The organism is Rhizomicrobium sp., from assembly GCA_037200045.1.
GTDB lineage: Bacteria > Pseudomonadota > Alphaproteobacteria > Micropepsales > Micropepsaceae > Rhizomicrobium.
Map to the genome: position 1 here is coordinate 2,720,329 of JBBCHM010000001.1, position 16,442 is coordinate 2,736,770.

General features: G+C 66.4%; 22 protein-coding genes. 13 read left to right on the plus strand and 9 right to left on the minus strand.

All coding sequences use genetic code 11. The features are described from left to right. The first annotated feature begins 28 nt into the window (after positions 1-28). Positions 29-1,738 (plus strand): oxalyl-CoA decarboxylase, encoded by a 1,710-nt coding sequence (oxc, locus tag WDM86_13280; protein ID MEI9991002.1) that lies wholly within the window; start codon positions 29-31, stop codon positions 1,736-1,738. A 75-nt stretch (positions 1,739-1,813) separates the two neighbouring features. Further along, a complete protein-coding gene (locus WDM86_13285) occupies positions 1,814-2,266 on the plus strand; it encodes a hypothetical protein (GenBank protein ID MEI9991003.1) in 453 nt (150 codons plus the stop codon). A gap of 7 nt (positions 2,267-2,273) precedes the next feature. Here WDM86_13285 and WDM86_13290 read toward each other — a convergent pair whose 3' ends face one another. From WDM86_13290 to WDM86_13300, 3 genes are all read right to left on the minus strand, one after another. Next, entirely contained in the window at positions 2,274-2,690 is a 417-nt protein-coding gene (locus tag WDM86_13290; protein MEI9991004.1) for an EVE domain-containing protein, read from the minus strand. A gap of 10 nt (positions 2,691-2,700) precedes the next feature. Then, positions 2,701-2,991 (minus strand): YciI family protein, encoded by a 291-nt coding sequence (locus tag WDM86_13295; GenBank protein MEI9991005.1) that lies wholly within the window; start codon positions 2,989-2,991, stop codon positions 2,701-2,703. A gap of 87 nt (positions 2,992-3,078) precedes the next feature. Next, a complete protein-coding gene (locus WDM86_13300; protein ID MEI9991006.1) occupies positions 3,079-4,047 on the minus strand; it encodes an NAD(P)H-dependent glycerol-3-phosphate dehydrogenase in 969 nt (322 codons plus the stop codon). 154 nt (positions 4,048-4,201) lie between these two features. On the opposite strand from WDM86_13300, the gene WDM86_13305 reads away from it, so the two are divergent. Further along, positions 4,202-4,825 (plus strand): TetR/AcrR family transcriptional regulator, encoded by a 624-nt coding sequence (locus WDM86_13305; protein MEI9991007.1) that lies wholly within the window; start codon positions 4,202-4,204, stop codon positions 4,823-4,825. Between the two features lie 38 nt (positions 4,826-4,863). Then, positions 4,864-5,517 (plus strand): outer membrane lipoprotein carrier protein LolA, encoded by a 654-nt coding sequence (locus WDM86_13310; GenBank protein MEI9991008.1) that lies wholly within the window; start codon positions 4,864-4,866, stop codon positions 5,515-5,517. A gap of 7 nt (positions 5,518-5,524) precedes the next feature. Here the strand turns inward: WDM86_13310 and WDM86_13315 are convergent, their stop codons facing one another. Both WDM86_13315 and WDM86_13320 read right to left on the minus strand, forming a co-directional pair. Beyond that, positions 5,525-5,941 carry a type II toxin-antitoxin system MqsA family antitoxin gene (locus WDM86_13315; GenBank protein MEI9991009.1) on the minus strand — a complete coding sequence of 139 codons (417 nt, stop codon included), beginning with the start codon at positions 5,939-5,941 and terminating at the stop codon, positions 5,525-5,527. Position 5,942: 1 nt separating this feature from the next. After that, positions 5,943-6,266 carry a type II toxin-antitoxin system MqsR family toxin gene (locus WDM86_13320; protein MEI9991010.1) on the minus strand — a complete coding sequence of 108 codons (324 nt, stop codon included), beginning with the start codon at positions 6,264-6,266 and terminating at the stop codon, positions 5,943-5,945. Between the two features lie 79 nt (positions 6,267-6,345). On the opposite strand from WDM86_13320, the gene WDM86_13325 reads away from it, so the two are divergent. The 6 genes from WDM86_13325 (at position 6,346) to WDM86_13350 (ending at position 11,792) form a co-directional block, all read left to right on the plus strand. Continuing rightward, entirely contained in the window at positions 6,346-7,098 is a 753-nt protein-coding gene (locus tag WDM86_13325; protein ID MEI9991011.1) for a gamma-glutamyl-gamma-aminobutyrate hydrolase family protein, read from the plus strand. 65 nt (positions 7,099-7,163) lie between these two features. After that, the gene (locus tag WDM86_13330; GenBank protein ID MEI9991012.1) at positions 7,164-8,735 is read left to right on the plus strand and encodes an EAL domain-containing protein; all 1,572 of its coding nucleotides are present in this window, start codon (positions 7,164-7,166) and stop codon (positions 8,733-8,735) included. A 78-nt stretch (positions 8,736-8,813) separates the two neighbouring features. Further along, positions 8,814-9,131: a metalloregulator ArsR/SmtB family transcription factor gene (locus WDM86_13335; protein MEI9991013.1), complete on the plus strand. Its 318-nt coding sequence runs from the start codon at positions 8,814-8,816 to the stop codon at positions 9,129-9,131. Then, positions 9,128-9,607, plus strand: a complete 480-nt coding sequence (locus WDM86_13340) for an SRPBCC family protein (protein MEI9991014.1) — start codon at positions 9,128-9,130, stop codon at positions 9,605-9,607. The genes WDM86_13335 and WDM86_13340 overlap by 4 nt, the downstream gene beginning before the upstream one ends. A 23-nt stretch (positions 9,608-9,630) precedes the next feature. Further along, positions 9,631-10,194: an SRPBCC domain-containing protein gene (locus WDM86_13345; protein ID MEI9991015.1), complete on the plus strand. Its 564-nt coding sequence runs from the start codon at positions 9,631-9,633 to the stop codon at positions 10,192-10,194. A gap of 197 nt (positions 10,195-10,391) precedes the next feature. After that, positions 10,392-11,792, plus strand: a complete 1,401-nt coding sequence (locus WDM86_13350) for an aminotransferase (GenBank protein MEI9991016.1) — start codon at positions 10,392-10,394, stop codon at positions 11,790-11,792. A gap of 314 nt (positions 11,793-12,106) precedes the next feature. Here the strand turns inward: WDM86_13350 and WDM86_13355 are convergent, their stop codons facing one another. Together WDM86_13355 and WDM86_13360 are read right to left on the minus strand one after the other, a co-directional pair. Beyond that, positions 12,107-12,730 carry an alpha-ketoglutarate-dependent dioxygenase AlkB gene (locus WDM86_13355; GenBank protein ID MEI9991017.1) on the minus strand — a complete coding sequence of 208 codons (624 nt, stop codon included), beginning with the start codon at positions 12,728-12,730 and terminating at the stop codon, positions 12,107-12,109. Then, positions 12,724-13,347 carry a hypothetical protein gene (locus tag WDM86_13360; GenBank protein MEI9991018.1) on the minus strand — a complete coding sequence of 208 codons (624 nt, stop codon included), beginning with the start codon at positions 13,345-13,347 and terminating at the stop codon, positions 12,724-12,726. Before WDM86_13360 ends, WDM86_13355 begins: the two co-directional genes overlap by 7 nt. 56 nt (positions 13,348-13,403) lie before the next feature. On the opposite strand from WDM86_13360, the gene WDM86_13365 reads away from it, so the two are divergent. Then, positions 13,404-13,952, plus strand: coding sequence for a hypothetical protein (locus WDM86_13365; protein MEI9991019.1), 549 nt, complete (start codon positions 13,404-13,406; stop codon positions 13,950-13,952). Here the strand turns inward: WDM86_13365 and WDM86_13370 are convergent. Both WDM86_13370 and WDM86_13375 read right to left on the minus strand, forming a co-directional pair. Beyond that, positions 13,949-14,497, minus strand: coding sequence for a GNAT family N-acetyltransferase (locus WDM86_13370; protein ID MEI9991020.1), 549 nt, complete (start codon positions 14,495-14,497; stop codon positions 13,949-13,951). The genes WDM86_13365 and WDM86_13370 overlap by 4 nt on opposite strands. A gap of 50 nt (positions 14,498-14,547) precedes the next feature. Then, positions 14,548-15,543 carry a lipid A deacylase LpxR family protein gene (locus tag WDM86_13375; GenBank protein ID MEI9991021.1) on the minus strand — a complete coding sequence of 332 codons (996 nt, stop codon included), beginning with the start codon at positions 15,541-15,543 and terminating at the stop codon, positions 14,548-14,550. Positions 15,544-15,723: 180 nt separating this feature from the next. Here WDM86_13375 and rplU point away from each other — a divergent pair, with 180 nt between their 5' ends. Next, positions 15,724-16,035 (plus strand): 50S ribosomal protein L21, encoded by a 312-nt coding sequence (gene rplU, locus WDM86_13380; protein ID MEI9991022.1) that lies wholly within the window; start codon positions 15,724-15,726, stop codon positions 16,033-16,035. Positions 16,036-16,060: 25 nt separating this feature from the next. Continuing rightward, entirely contained in the window at positions 16,061-16,345 is a 285-nt protein-coding gene (gene rpmA / locus WDM86_13385; GenBank protein MEI9991023.1) for a 50S ribosomal protein L27, read from the plus strand. Positions 16,346-16,442: the final 97 nt, after the last annotated feature.

The window sequence follows — 16,442 nt, forward strand, 5'->3', positions numbered from 1 at the left end:
CCGCATTTCGGACAAAGGAGCCTGCACCATGGCGGACGCCCAGACCCTGACGGACGGCTTTCATCTCGTCATCGACGCGCTGAAGCTCAACGGCCTCGACACGATCTTCGGCGTCCCCGGCATCCCGGTCACCGACCTGGCGCGGCTGGCGCAGGCGCAGGGCATCCGCGTCATCAGTTTTCGGCATGAGCAGTCGGCGGGCAACGCCGCCGCCATCGCCGGCTATCTCACGCAGAAGCCGGGCATCTGCCTCACCGTCTCCGCGCCGGGCTTCCTCAACGGCCTGGTTTCGCTCGCCGCGGCGACCACCAACGGCTTTCCGATGATCCAGATCAGCGGATCGAGCGAGCGGGCGATCATCGACCTGCAGCAGGGCGATTACGAAGAGCTCGACCAGATGAACGCCGCCAAGCCCTTCGCAAAGGCGTCCTATCGCGTGAACCGGCCGGAGGACATCGGCATCGGCGTGGCCCGCGCGATCCGCGCCGCGGTGTCGGGGCGCCCGGGCGGCGTCTATCTCGATCTTCCCGCCAATGTGCTCGGCGCCACGATGGACGCCGAAGAGGGCGCCAAGTCGCTGGTGAAGGTCGTCGACGCCGCGCCGCGACAGATCCCGGACACGGCGTCGATCGACCGCGCCCTGAGCCTGCTCGCCGGCGCGCGGCGTCCGCTCATCATCCTCGGCAAGGGCGCGGCCTATGCGCAGGCCGACGCCGATATCCGCGCCTTCATCGAGAAGACCTCGATCCCGTTCCTGCCCATGTCGATGGCCAAGGGCCTTCTGCCCGACGATCACGAATTGTCGGCCGCCGCCGCCCGCTCCTTCGTGCTCGAACAGGCCGATGTCGTGATGCTGGTCGGCGCGCGGCTCAACTGGCTGCTCGGCCATGGCAAGAGCCCGCAATGGTCGGCGACCGCGCAATTCGTCCAGCTCGACATCCAGCCGACCGAGATCGACAGCAACCGCCCTGTCGCGGCCCCGGTGGTCGGCGACATCGGGTCCTCGGTCGCAGCTCTGTTGACGGGGCTGGCGCGCTCGCCGGTGGCGCCGCGCGGCGACTGGCTCGGCGCGCTCGCCGGGCACAAGGAGAAGAACGCCAAGCACATGGCGGCGCGTCTTGCCGCCCGGCCCGACCCGATGGATTTCTACAGTGCGCTCGGCGCCATCCGCGGCGTGCTCGCGGCGCGGCCGGACGTCTATCTCGTGAACGAAGGCGCCAATACGCTCGACATCACCCGCAACGTCATCGACATGTCGGTGCCGCGCATGCGGCTGGATACCGGCACCTGGGGCGTCATGGGCATCGGCATGGGCTATGCCGTCGGCGCGGCCGTCACCAGCGGCAAGCAGGTCGTGGCGATCGAGGGCGACAGCGCCTTCGGCTTCAGCGGCATGGAGATCGAAACCATCTGCCGCTACAAGCTTCCGATCGTCGTCGTGGTGTTCAACAATGGCGGCATCTATCGCGGCGACGGCGTGAACCTCGGCGGCGGCAGCGATCCGTCGCCGACCGTGCTGATGCAGAAGGCGCGCTACGAATTGCTCTGCGAAGCCTTCGGCGGCGCCGGCTATCACGCCGCCGATCCGGAAAGTCTCGCCAAGGCGCTTGCCGACGCCCTCGCATCGAAGAATCCGACCCTTATCAACGTCGACATCGATCCCAAGGCCGGCACGGAGAGCGGCCATATCGGCAACCTCAATCCGCATAGCGTGGTCACGGCCAAGGGCGCCGCCTGACGGCGAGTTCAGTTGGCAGTAACCATTGTCCGGCCTATTGGGGACCGCCCGGTCGAGGTGGTCGAAAGGCGGACAATGCGAATCGAACACCAACCCAACATGCGGGCCCTGCAGCGCGACTGGCTCGCGGCGAGGATCGTCGGGCTGGCCGGGCTGGTCCTGATCGCGGCCGTGGCCGGCTTGGCGACGTTCGATCTCGTATCCCCGCGGCCCCTTCCGTTGCCGCGCCCGGTCGTGGCGTCACCACAGGCTTTGGCGGCGGCCCGGCGGCAGGAGGACATCGCGCTGTGCGACGGCGCCCTCGCCGCGGCGCAGGCGCTGGGCGTGGTCCCGACCTTCGCGGTGCGCGACGGCGACCAGACCAGGCCCGGCGGGGCGCAGGGCCGCTACATCTGCGGCGCGAAGACGGATGCCGCCGGCTACGCCATCACCTTCGATCTTGCCTGTACGCATCTGGGCGCCGGCGGCAATTGCATCGTGCCGTTCGCGGTGACGCAGAACGGGACCAGCATCTACCGGCGCCAGTGAGGGTGGGTTACTTCACGCCGCCGAGCTTGCAGACATGCTTCCACTCCGCCTCCGTCACCGGCTGGACGGACAGGCGCGAGAAGGTCACCAGCGTCATCTTGGCGAGCTTGGGATCGGCCTTGGCCACGGCCAGCGTCACCGGCTTGGGAAGATCGGTCACCGCCTTGACGTCGACGAGGCCGAACTTGCCGGTCTCGTCGGTCGGATCGGGGCGATATTCGCCGACGACCTCGACGACGCCGACGATCTCGCGCGCCCCGCCCGAATGATAGAAGAAGCCCAGGTCGCCCTTTTTCATCTTCATCATGTTGAGCTTGGCCTGGTGGTTGCGCACGCCGCTCCACGGCTCGCCCTTGCCGCCCTTGGCCTTCTGCTGGTCCCAGGACCAGGTCTCCGGTTCGGACTTGAACAGCCAATAGGCCATGATGGCTCCTTCAGAGCTTGGCGCCGCATTCGTTGAACGTCATCTTCCACGGTCGCACCTCGGACTGCGCGAAGAGGCCGGCCTTCACATAGGGATCGTTCGCATGCCAATGCCTGGCGGCGTCGAGATCGGCCGCCTCGAAAACGAGGAGGCTTCCGGCCATCTCGCCTTTCGCATCCAGGAACGGGCCGCCGAGCTTGATCACGCCGGTCGCTTGGGCATAGGCGAAATGGGCCTCGCGCGTCGCCAGACGCAGCGCGAGCGAATTTTCCTTGTCGATGGCGGTGACGACGAACAGCATGTAGCGGGCTCCCGATCCGGCCGCGATATTAGCGTGCCAGCCGCGCCTGCAATACCGGCTTGAGAACGCCCCGCCTGCGGCCCCGCGTCATTCCGGCTTCAAGGGCCGGCTCATCAGCCTTTCCAATGCCGCCGCGGCGGGCAGATCGGAAGCGAGAACCGCCGCAATGGTCTCCGCGATGGGAAGCTCGACGCCGTGGCGCCGCGCGCGGGCGACCAAAGCGGGAGCGGTGTCGACGCCTTCGGCCAGGGGCTTGCCGGGCGATTCCAGCTCGGCGAGCGCGGCGCCCTGGCCGAGACGCTGGCCGAAGGCGAAATTGCGCGACGACGGGCTGGCGGCGGTGAGCACCAGATCGCCGAGGCCGGAGAGGCCCATCAGCGTCTCGGCCCGCGCCCCCAGCGCCTCGCCGAGCCGGCTCAGCTCCGCGAAGCTGCGCGCCAGGAGCGCGGCGCGGGCGCTCTCGCCCAGGCCCAGTCCGTCGGCGATGCCGCAGCCGATGGCGTAGACGTTCTTCGCCGCGCCGCCCAGCGCGACGCCGGTCAGATCGTCGCTCGCATAGGGGCGGAATTGCGCATGGGCGAGGCTCGCCTGCAGCCGCTCGGCGATGTCGAGGCGGGCGGCGATGGTGACGGCGGTCGGCAAGCCCTTGCCGACGTCGCGCGCGAAGGAGGGACCGGACAGGATCGCGGGCTCGGCCCTGGGCGCGGCCTCGCGCAGCACTTCGGTCAGCAGCAATCCGGTGCCGCGCTCGATGCCCTTGGCGCAGAGCATCAAGGGCGTTGCGTCGCGCAGATGCGGGACCAGCGCGGCCAGCGTCTCGCGCAGATGCTGCGCCGGCGCGACGATCAGCAGCGCATCGGCCGCCGCCGCCTGCGCCAGCTCGGCCGTGGCCCGAACCGCCGGCGGCAATGCAACGCCGGCCAGGAACCGGGCGTTCTCATGGGAGCGGTTGATGGAATCGACCACCGCGGACTCCCGGGCCCAAAGCAGGGTTTTGCGCCCCGCCAACGCCGCCACCAGCGCCAGCGCCGTTCCCCAGGCGCCGCCGCCAATCACGCCAATTGTATCGTAAGTTGTTGGCTTTCTTAAATTTTCGGTCATTTTCGGAGCGGCAATTCCCAACTGGAAGATTGAACGATTTGTTGATTATTCAGAAATCGTAGCTATCTTCGTGGTTACAAGAACAGACGTGCTTGGGTAGGAACATCCTATGGCCGAAAAAAACTCCATCCGTGAATGCATCATCGATGCCGCCAAGAAGCGGTTTTCCCATTTCGGCTACGGCAAGACGACCATGGCCGAGGTGGCGGGCGACTGCGAGATGTCGCCGGGCAATCTCTACCGCTTCTTCCCGGGCAAGCTCGACATCGCCGAGGCGATCGCGACCGAGGACTACAAGCGGCATCTCGAACATCTGCGCAAGCTCGCCATCCAGCCGGGCAAGGACGCGCGCGAACGGCTGCACGATCTTCTGTTCGAGGAATTGCGCCGCACCTATCACAAGCTCGAAAAGGACCCGCGCGCCTTCGAGATGGCGCGGGTGATCAGCCAGGAGCGGCCGACCTTCGCCAATTGGATGCTGGAAAACGAGCGCAAGATCATGATCGAGCTGCTCGACGAGGCCGAGCGCCGCGGCGAGTTCAGCGTCGAGGACAAGCAGTTCACCGCCGAGATGGTCCAGGCCGCGACGATGAAGTTCCGCTATCCGCAATTGTGGTCGAAGCTGACCCTTCCCAAGCTCGAACGCGAGCTCGAAGGGGTATTGAACCTTCTGGTTCATGGGATTTGTCCGCGCCTCGCCGAGCGCCGTCTGGCATCGCAGGCCGCGGAATAGCGCCTAGCTCCCGACACAAAGGCGGCCTAAGACACGGCATGCGCCGGTTCGCCCTTGCCCTTCTGACCGTTCTTGCCACGACGCCGGCTTTGGCCGATGCGGGCAAGACGACCGTTCCGGTGCCGCGCCATGTCGATCTCAGCCCCGCCGACCGCGACGCGCTCGACGCGGTCAGCGCCTATCTGAACGCCATGGTCACGCTGAAGGGGAGCTTCATCCAGGTCGAGCCCAGCGGCGCGGTCGACGAGGGCACGTTCTACATCTCCAAGCCCGGCAGGATGCGCTTCGAGTACAAGCCGCCGGTGCCGACCCTGATCGTCTCGGACGGCAGCACGGTGGCGGTTGCCAACACGCGGCTCAACACGGTGGACCGCTATCCGCTGCTCGAGACGCCGCTGGACGTGCTGCTCGACAAGACGATCGACATCCGCCACAACCCGGCGCTGGTCGGGGTGAGGCACCAAGGCGGCACCTTCGTCGTCGACCTGCGCGCCAATCAGATGCGGACCACGGCGAACATCTCGCTGGTCTTCTCCGAGCCCGACTACGAATTGCGGCAATGGACGGTGATCGACAACCAGGGGCTTTCGACCACGGTGGCGCTGCGCGATCTGCAGCCCGGCGCGGTGCTGGCGCCCTCGCTGTTCAAGCTCCCCGACAAGAACTCCTTCGCGCGGCGGCGGGAGAATTGACGTGACGCTATGCGGCCGTGCGATGCGAGAGTTCTTCGAGGCGCCGCGGGTCGCGCTCCAAAAGCCGCAATAGTTGCGTCATCGGGCGGCTCACCAGCACCTCACCCGACTCGTATTTCTGAAACGCGCGCGGCCCTCCGCCAAGAAGTTCGCTTGCCTTGCGCTGCGACAATTTCAGGCGAAGGCGGATGGCACGGACCTCGTCGGGCTTCAGCACACCCTGGCTTTCCGCCTTCAGTTCGGCCAGTGCCTTGTCCACGACGGCCATGTCGCCGCCGACATGAAGGCTTTCGCCGCCGCGCTTCGCGGGATACCAGCCCGGCAGTTGAACGACGCGCTCGCGATCCCGATAGCGAACCGTGAAGGATCGCGTGTCGCGCTTCAGCTTCGCGCCCGTGGAGGGATGGATCCGAATTTCGCTCATCTCAACGCTCCTTGAACGACAACAGCGTGAACTCCGTTACCGCATCGTCAGTGAACTTCACGTAGAGGGTCACTCCCTCGAAGGGAACATGATAGACGTCCCGCCACCAGCGATGATCGGCATAGCTGGTCATCGACTTCTGGAACTGCGCGCTCTTCATCGAGCGGACGGTCTGCGCGATCTCGATCCGTCCAAAGCCGATTTCGGCGGCCGTCCGCAGCGCCGTGCTGGTGATCGCGAGCCGTCGCGGATCGCCGCACGCCGCCTTGAACCGCGCCAGATCGAAGCTCGGCTTGCGCTTTTCCGCGGGGAAGTATGGCACCATTATGGTGCCAACGTCAAACGGACTTCCTTGTCGGGCCAAGCGCCCGCATGCTACGGCCGCACGTCACGAGACTGTTGAAATGACCCCGCGCCGCCCCATCGTCGGCTTTCCCTGCGACCGGCGCATGCTGGGGGCGCATCCGTTCCATGTCGTCGGCGAGAAATACATCGAGGCGGTGCGCCGGGGCGCCGATGCGCTGCCGGTCCTCTTGCCCGTCCTCGATCCGCCGATCGCCGCCGAGGACATTCTCGCCGGCATCGATGGCCTCTTGTTCACCGGATCGCCGTCCAACGTCGCGCCAAGACATTATGGCGGCCCGGCGCCGCGGCCCGGCGTGCTGCAGGACGAGCATCGCGACGCCACCGCGCTGCCCCTGCTCAGGGCCGCGATCGCCGCCGGCAAGCCGGTGCTCGCCATCTGCCGCGGCTTCCAGGAACTGAACGTCGCGTTCGGCGGCACGCTGCATCAGCATGTGCAAGAAGTCCCCGGCCGCGCCGATCACCGCGAGAACAAGGACGCGCCGCTGGACGAGCAATACGGTCCCGCCCATCCGGTGCGGGTCGAGCCGGACGGATTGCTCGCGCAATTGATCCGTGAACGGATGTTCCCGGTGAACTCGCTGCACAGCCAGGGCATCGACCGCCTGGCGCCGGGCCTGCGCGCCGAGGCGGTTGCGCCGGACGGGCAGATCGAGGCGGTGTCGATGCCCGGCGCGAAAGGCTTCGTGCTCGGCGTGCAGTGGCACCCGGAATGGGTATGGTCGGACAATCCGGTTTCGCGCGAGATCTTCGCCGCCTTCGGGAACGCGCTGCGGGCTCCGCCGCCGCGCTGAGTTGCCGTTTTACGCATTGCTAAGGTTGATATGGCACGGTGTCCTGCTGCCGGGGTCATCATTCCATGATCGAAGCCGCCCGTCTTCTGGGCTTCGCCTTCGCCAATGCCGATTTCCTGTTCGAAGTGGACGGGAGCGGCACCGTCGTGTTCGCGACCGGTGCGGCGACCGATCTCGTCCAGGGCGATGTCGTCGGAAAATCCGCCGCGCGCCTTTTCACGATTTCGGAAGCCGCGAAATTCACCACGCTGACGCGCTCCCTCGCTAAGGGCGATCGCGCCGGTCCGTTTCGCTTGAAGCTGGCGGGCGGCAAGGAAGCCGCCGTCGCCATGTTCCGCCTGCCGCAGAACGGCAACCAGATCTCCTGCACCCTCTCCAAGCCGGGCGTGCGCAACATCGGCGCGGGCAAGAACGGTCTTGCCAACCGCGACGGCTTCCTCGCCGCGGCCTCGCAGGTTGCTTGCGAGAACGACGCCCTGGCGCTGGTCGATCTTCCGGGCCTGCCCAAGATGGTCGCGGCGATGAGCGAGGAGGAATCCGGCAAGCTGCTCGGCAGCATCGGCGCCGCGCTCGGCAAGGCCGGCGCCAAGGCCGCCGGCAGGCTGTCGCCGTCGAGTTTCGGCATCATCGCCGAAGCGGTCGGCGGCACGGCGAAGCTCGGCCAGAAGATCCGCGCCGCCTTGGGCGAGACCGACGCGAGCAGCCTTTCGATCGAGGAGACGCTGGTCTCGCTCAAGGGCAAGGGCATCAGCGACGCGCAGCGCGATCTGGTGCTGCGCTACGTGGTCGACAAATTCGCCAGCGGCCAATGGCAGGGCGAAGCGGCGTCGGACGTCGCCACCCAGTTCGGCCTGATGATGGAAGAGACCCAGCGTAAGCTGAAGCAACTCACTGACACCGTCGCCGACGGCGCCTTCTCGATGTCGTTCCAGCCGATCGTCGACCTGAAAACCGGCGACCCTTCGCATTTCGAGGCGCGGGCGCGGTTCTCCGGCGAAATGACCGAGGACACCATTGCCATGATGGAGGCGCTGGGCGTCTCCGATGCCTTCGATCTCGCGGTCGCGATCAAGGTCCTCGGCATCGCGGAATCGCGCGCCGCGCATGGACAAAGCGTCGCCTTCAACATCTCGGGCAAAACGATCTGCGCGCCGTCCAATTTCGGCCTTCTCGCCGGGCTTCTGGCGCGCAAGCGGGCCCTGGCCGGCAAACTGCTCATCGAAGTCACCGAAAGCTCCGAAGTCACCAATCTGGACGACGCCGCCAAGGGAGTCGCCGCCCTGCGCGCGCTCGGCTATCGCGTGGGCATCGACGATTTCGGCGCCGGCGCCGCGTCGCTGACCTATCTGCATGCGATGCCGGTCGACTTCGTGAAGTTCGACAGCGCGCTGATCGCCAAGCTCGGCCAGTCCAAGCGCGACGACGTGCTGCTCGCGGGGCTGGTGAAGCTCTGCCGCGAACTCGGCGTGACGACCATCGCCGAGCGGATCGAGACGGCCGAGCAGGGCGCCGCGGCCAAGGCGATGGGCTTCGACCTCGGCCAGGGGTATCTTTACGGCAAGCCCGCCGCCGAACTGCCGGTGCCGCAGGTCACGTTCGCCGCCAAGCGCAAGGGCATCCAGGAAAGCTGGGCCTAGATTTCGCCGCCGACCGGCCGCGCTCCCGGCCACACAATTTCCGCTTGACGATATGTAAGTTTAAACTTACCGTAAGTCATGGCTTACGATAATGCCCTCGAAGCTCTGGCGGACCCGACGCGGCGGCGGGTTTTCGAGCGTCTGCGCGCCGGGCCTTCACCGGTCGGGCATCTGGCGCGCGGGCTGCCGGTCAGCCGGCCGGCCGTGTCGCAGCACCTCAAAGTGCTGAAGGAGGCGGGGCTCGTCAGCGAAGTGCAGGACGGCACGCGCCGCATCTACCGCATCGATCCGCAGGGCCTCGGCGCGCTGCGCGCCTGGCTCGATCAATTCTGGGAGAACGCCCTCGACGCCTTCAAGGCGGAGGCCGAACAATCGCACAAGGACGAGGACAAATGACGCAGACGATCACCATCGCTCCGGTGCGCAAGGCGATCACCGTGAATGTGAGCCAGCCGCGCGCCTTCGAGGTCTTCACCGCGGGCATCGACCGCTGGTGGCCGAAGAGCCATCACATCGGCGGGGCGCCACTCGTCCGCTCGGCGATCGAGCCGCGCGTCGGCGGCCGCTGGTATTCGGTCCATGAGGACGGCAGCGAGAGCGTGACCGGCATCGTGAAGGTGTGGGATCCGCCGCACCGGCTCGTCCATAGCTGGGACATCAATGCGATGTGGAAGCCGGACGCGGCGGCCGGTTCGGAAGTCGAAGTGCGCTTCGTCGCCGAAAGCCCGAACCGCACGCGCGTCGAACTCGAGCACCGCAATTTCGAGCGGATGGGCCAGGACGGCGGCCAGAAGATGCGCGACGCGGTCGGCGGCGAAGGCGGCTGGAATTCGATTCTCGAACTGTACCGCAAGGACGCGGAAGCGGCCTGATATACGCAAGGAGGGGAATTCTCATGCAGCGCATCTTCCACGCAGCCATCGGCTTGCTGATCGCGTCGGTGCTGGCCTGTCCGGGGCGGGCCGCCGTGGTCGAAGCCACGGCGAACGGCTTTGCCATCGAACAGACCGTTCACATCGCCGCGCCGCCGGCCAAGGTCTATGACGCGCTCGTCCATCCGGCCGAATGGTGGGATTCCGGCCATACGTTCTCGGGCAGCGCCGCGAACCTGTCGATCGAGCCGCATGCGGGCGGCTGCTTCTGCGAGGCGCTGGCCGATGGCGGCTCGGTCCAGCACGCCCAAGTCGTGGTCGCCGCGCCGGGCGAAACGCTGCGCCTGCGCGGACCGCTCGGGCCGTTCCAGGACCAGGGCGTGGACGGCGCCCTCACCTTCGCCCTGAAGGCGGAAGCCGGCGGCACCGAGCTGACGCTTTCGAACAATATCGGCGGCTTCATGAAGGGCGGCTTCGGCGACTGGCCGGGGCGCGCCGACGCGATGCTGGCGCAGCAGATGGCCCATCTGAAGCAATATCTCGAGACCGGCTCGCCGGGGCTCAAGCCCGCGGAGGATCTGCCGTGACGACCAAGCGCCCCGTATTTCCATTCTGCCCGCGCCGCTTCTAAGCGCCGACCATGCCTGCTACGCTCTCGCCATGACTGCAAAGCGCGCCCTGCTCATCCTGTGCGCGCGGATCGGGTTCAATCCCTAGGGTCCGCGCGGCGCGCGCTTGCGCGCCCGCTCTTTCGACCCGATCCCCCTCACGGAGTGCGCGCATCATGGCCCCGCACGGCAGCAACCAGACCAAGCATTGGCAGGCGCTCGACGCCGCCCATCACGTCCATCCCTTCAGCGACACCGCGGCCCTCAATGCGGAGGGCGTGCGCGTCATCACGCGCGGCAAGGGCGTCTATCTGTGGGACAGCGAGGGCGGGAAGATCATCGACGGCATGTCCGGCCTGTGGTGCGTGCAGGTCGGCTACGGCAACGAGGAATTGGCCGAGGCGGGCTGCGAAGCGCTGCGCACGCTTCCCTACTACAACCACTTCTTCAAGACCTCGAATCCCTGGACCATCGAGCTCGCCGCGAAGCTGGCGACGCTGCTGCCGGACGGCCATGAGCGCATCCTGTTCGCCAATTCCGGCTCGGAGGCGAACGACACCGCGCTCAAGCTGATCCGCTATTACTGGAACCTGAAGGGCAGGCCCGACAAGAAGATCCATCTGTCGCGCGACTACGCCTATCACGGCGTGACCCTGGCGGCGGCGTCGCTGTCGGGGCTGACACCGATGCATCCGCAATGGGACCTGCCGCTGCCCGGCTTCGAGAAGGTGCCGGCGCCCTATTGGTACGGCGCGAAGGAGGCCGGTTATGGCGACATCGCGCCGGCCGAGTTCGGCCTGCTGATCGCCGGGAAGCTGGAAAAGAAGATCCTGGAACTGGGGCCGGATAGCGTCGCGTCCTTCTCGGCGGAGCCGGTGCAGGGCGCGGGCGGGCTGATCTTCCCGCCGCCGACCTATTGGCAAGAAGTGCAGCGCATCTGCGCCCGCTACGACGTACTGCTGCATCTGGACGAGGTCATCACCGGCTTCGGCCGCACCGGCGAATGGTTCGGGGCGCAGACTTACGGGATCGCGCCCGACATCCTGACGATGGCCAAGGGATTGTCCTCCGGCTACCAGCCGATCTCGGCGATCTCACTGGGCGAGCGCATGGCCGACACGATCCTCAATGCCAATGAGGAACTGGTGCACGGCTTCACCTATTCCGGCCATCCGGTGGCCTGCGCCGTGGCGCTCAAGAACCTCGAAGTGATCGAGACGGCCGGTCTGGTGTCGCGCGTGAAAACGTCGATCGGTCCCTATCTGCAGCGGCGCCTGGCGGAGACCTTCGCGGATCATCCCATCGTCGGCGAGGTGCGCGGCGAGGGACTGCTCGCGGCGGTGGAGCTCGTGCGCGACAGGAAGGAGCGCAAATTCTTTCCCGATCCGGGGAACATCGGCACGCTTTGCCGCAACCACTGCTTCAACGACGGGCTCGTCTGCCGCGCGATCCGCGACACGATGGTGCTGGCGCCGCCGCTGGTGGTTTCCGAGAGCGAGATCGAGGAGATCGTGGCGAAACTGAAAAATGCCGTCGATCGTACGGCCAATGATTGCGGCAGGATCGCGCCCGCGTGAGGATGAGGGAAACTACGTAGGAGCTCTGCGCCGGGTCACGAAAACGCCCCGAATTCCGGCTTGATGGCACCTCAAACATTGTTGCAGATTTATCTCTGTCATTAAAAATAATGCAGTTTTCGCTTTCCGCGAAAAAAATCTTGCAATGTGTGGCTTCGATGCATAGCTTGCTTATCGAAGGATGAAACATCGCCTGGCAAGCACTGCCCCCCCGCTCGCAAGCCGGGTGACATCCTTCACCGGTGCCGGTCATCCCCTCCCGGCACCAGCGCGTAACGGCGCATCCGGCGCCCGGTTGGCCCCCCAACCGGGCGTCATTTTATTTGGGTGATACGCCTCAGAGTCAGGTTTATCCGCCCGCCGCCGGGGACGAGCTGGGAACTGCCGGCGATGACGCGGTCTATGCCGTGGAACATCAGCCGGGCCGGTCCGCCGAAGACGAGCACGTCGCCGGACGACAGCGTGATGCTCTGGGTCGGTCCCTTGCGGATCGTGCCGCCGAAGCGGAACAGCGCCTCGTCGCCCAGTGAGACCGAGACCACCGGCGCCTCGGTCGCCTGCTCGTCACGATCCTGGTGCGCGCCCATTTTCGCGGACCCGCGATAGAGATTGACCAGGCAGCACTCCGGCGGCGCGGGAAAGTCCGCGACCGCATCCCACAGCTTCAGCAGCGCAGGCGGGATATCCGGCCATGGATGGCCCGTGTACGGATGGCGTGGCGCATAGCGATAGCCTGCGCGATCCGACACCCAGCCCAGCGGCCCGAAATTGGTCTCCTCGACCGAGAACGGCTTGCCCGATATCGGCATGACCGGCTTGTAGAACGGCGCCGCCTCGACACGCGCCAGCACGTCGGCGAGCAGGGTCCGCTGGCTTTCGCGGGAAAAGTATTCGCGCCACAGGGCCACGCCGGGCGCCAGCGCCAGCGGCCTCACCATTGCCAGCGGTTGGCCGGCGCGGGCTTCTCGAAGATCGCCTTGAACGTGTCGCTCCGGCCCCGTGCCGCCAGCCAGTCGCGCAGGCGCTCCGGCGTGTAAACCGAGCGGATCCAATTCGCGATGGGAATGCCCTCGGCATCGTCCTGCGCGAATTCGATGAAGTGGCGCAGCCAGCGCTGTTCCGGCTTCGGAAAATGCAGATAGGGCCAGCGGGCGAATTGCGCCCGCGCCGGCGCCATCGCGCTCCAGCCGCCCCGATGCAGGAGATAGAGCGCCGCCGCCAGGCTGGTGCGGTCCTGCCCGCCGGAGCATTTGACGAGGAACGGCTTGGGCGCCGCGTCGAACGCCTCGATCAGCGCGACCAGCATCGCCCGGGTCGGCAGGTGGCGCGAATCGAGCGTCGTGTCGAGATGGGCGACGCCGCGCGCCTGCGTCACGCTTTTCTCGCCGCGCCACCAGCCGTATTTCGGATTGGGGCCGCGCAGATTGATCATCGCGCGGATGCCGTTGCGGGTCAGGAAAGGTCCCAGCGCTCCCGCCCAGGCCTGCGCCGCGCGCGCCGCTTCGCCCGGCACGATCCAATGGAAATTGTAAAGGACGTCGCGTGGGGTCCGCATGGCGGATATGTAGCGGCGCGGGCTATCATCCGCAAACATGCGGGGAGGGTGGCGGCATGCGGCTGAGTTCCTTGATACGGCTTTGGGTGTGGACGACGCTTCTGGCGATTGTTGCCTTCGCGATCCTTGCCATCACCGACCAGACGCTGAAGGCGCAGACCGGTTTCGGCACCGTCGATCTGCAGAGCGCGTCCAGCGCGCTGGGCTTCAAGCGGGTGTTCGCCGCCTGGATCGCGCGGCCGCACGCCGCGGCGGCCGGCTTCGGGCTCGGTTTCGACTATCTCTTCATGCCGCTCTACGCGATGTCGTTCTATTTCTCGGCGATCCTGGCGCGCGAGGCTTTCGCGCCCAAGCGCGGCCTGGCGCGGCGCGCCATCGACTATTTGGGTTTCGTGCCTCTGCTCGGCGCGCTGGCCGACGCGGCGGAGAATGCGCTCGAATTCTCCATGCTGCTGGGCGGCGCCACGGATTCGACCGCCTATGCCGCGTTCATCGCCACGAATGTGAAGATGACCTGCTTCTATGTCGGCCTCGCCCTGCTCGTGGCGGGGATCGTGGGCGTGCTGAAACTCCGGCGCCCAAAGAAGGAAGATCCGGCGTCTTAGGAGGAAGATGAGATCTCTTTCCCCATGCGGATCAGCGGCACGCGCACGCCAGACGGCGTGTCGCTCTCGAAGGCTTCGATGACGAAATAGCCGCAGGCGCGGTAGAGCGGCTCGCCCGCCAGCGTCGCGGCGAGTTCGACGCGCGCGAAGCCTTCGCGCGCCGCCGCCTGCTCGCACAGTTCGAGGATCAATCTTCCGATGCCGCGCCGCGCGAAGGCCGGGTCGGTATACATCGCGCGCACCCGCGCCGCGTCCTTCCGGGGATCGAGCAGGGCCGCGTCACGGCCGGCCGAATGATCGCCGCCGAACAGCGTGGCGCGCCGGCTCCAGCCGCCACAGCCGGCGACGGTGCCGCCACAAGCAACGACGAAATAGGTCCCGTCGGCGATCAGCTGGGTGTCGAGCCCCATGATGGAGAACGACGCGGCCACGGCCTCGGGCGGCAGGAAGGGCTCGAGAAGCTCGCCGATGGCGCGGTCCATCAGCGGCTTCAGAACCGCGATATCGTCCGGCCGCGCCAGCCGGTGCGTGAGTCCCGTCGTCATGGCTCAATTTTGCGCGGCGCGCGGCGAACGCCAAGCCCGCCGCCGTAAGCCTAAAGCCGGAAGGTCAGGTCGACCGAGCCGAACTGGTCGGCGGAAGCCTGGGTGCTGAATTCCTTGGTTCGGAAGACATGGGTAAAGGAAAGCCGGGTCCCGCCCAGTTGCACGACCGCGCCGATCTGGACATCGCCGACCAGGATTCGCTTGTCGACACTGCGGCTCGCCTCGAAGCTGTTGCCGTCCAGGAAGATGTTGCGGCCCACCGCGCGTCCGTCCACGCCGGCGAAGGCGTAGGCGCTGATCGCGCCGTTGGGCTCGAAGAAGCTGCTGCCCGGCAGGCTGGGCTCGAGCCGTGGCGGCCCGAAGTCGTCGGGCAGGTTGATGCCCAGCCGCACCATCGCGCCGGCGTTCGCATAGTCATAGGCGTTGCCCGCCGCAAAGCCGGCATGCGGCTCCAGGTCGACAAACAGGCCGAGAATCGATTTGGGCGGAATGAGCTTCCAGCTCCGCTCGTAGAAGACGTTCGCGACCGGCTCGTCGCGGAGCTGGTAGTGCCAGCCGAGCGCCTTGCGGTCGCCGATGACGGTATGCACCCAGTTCTGCGCGTCCTCTCCCAGCGAGGCGGGCCCGACGACGCCGAGCTGGAGCTCGGCCTGATCGAGATGGGTGTCCGACTTCGAAAGGATGCCGAGGCCGACATAGAGATATCCCGCATAGGGGCGGTCCGTGGGGTCGGGCACGAGGAGGCCGGTTCGCCGGGGCGTGAAGATGTCCTGGCCCAGCGCGTAGCTCGTCCGCACTTCGCCGGTCCTTTCGAAGAACGGCAAATGATGCGCGAAATTCGCCAGCCAATCCGGTGTGTCCTGCGGCGCGGTCGTGTAATTCAGCGCGACGCCGTTGGTGTAATGCTGGTCGGTGTTGAAGAAGATGTCGTTCTCGAACTGGATCGACAGCGCCCCGGAGCGGCTATCCTCGGCCGGCGCGGCGGCAGCCAGGCCCGGCAGGCACAGGACCACCAGCCCCGCGGCGGCTATTGAATATTTATGCATCCAGATTGGCCCCTTACTGCAATGCACAACGCGAACGGGCACCTTCGGTTTCACGCGGCGGCGCCGCAGGCAGGGATATTTCCGCCTACCGCTTGACCCAGAGGCGCCCCTCAGTATATTGCGCGGCTCCCGAAGACTCCGAGTTCGGCGGGAACACACATATATTCAAGGACTTAAGTCATGTTCGCGGTTATCCGCACCGGCGGCAAGCAGTACAAAGTGGCCAAGGACGACGTCCTGACCATCGAGAAGGTCGGCGGCGACGTCGGCTCGACGCTGACCATCGGCGAGGTTCTGCTGCTGAGCGGCGACACGCTCACCCATGGCGCGCCCTTGGTGGCCGGCGCCTCGGTCGCCTGCGAAATCCTCGAACAGGGCAAGGGCCCCAAGGTCGTCGCCTTCAAGAAGAAGCGGCGCAAAAACACCCATCGCAAGCGCGGTCATCGCCAGCCCTTCACCAAGGTGAAGGTCACGGCGATCTTGGCGGCTTAAAGAACGGTTTCGAAGGACTAGGGTCATGGCACACAAGAAAGCAGGCGGTTCCTCGCGCAACGGTCGCGACTCGAACCCCAAGATGCTCGGCGTGAAGCTGTTCGGCGGCGAGAAGGTCGCGGGCGGCAACATTATCGTGCGCCAGCGCGGCACCAAGTTCTGGGCCGGCGAAGGCGTCGGCATGGGCAAGGACCATTCGCTCTTCGCGCTTACCGACGGCCAGGTCGCGTTCCGCCAGGGCTTCAAGCGCCGCACCTACGTATCGGTGATTAACGCGCAGAATCCGGCGACGAAGAGCGCAGCGGAATAGGCGGCTGAAGACATAGGCCGCCCGAGAAATCGGCGGCCCGTTATCAGGAGGGAGATGGTCCGCCAGCTCCCTTTTTTCGTCCCTCCACGGAGGGACG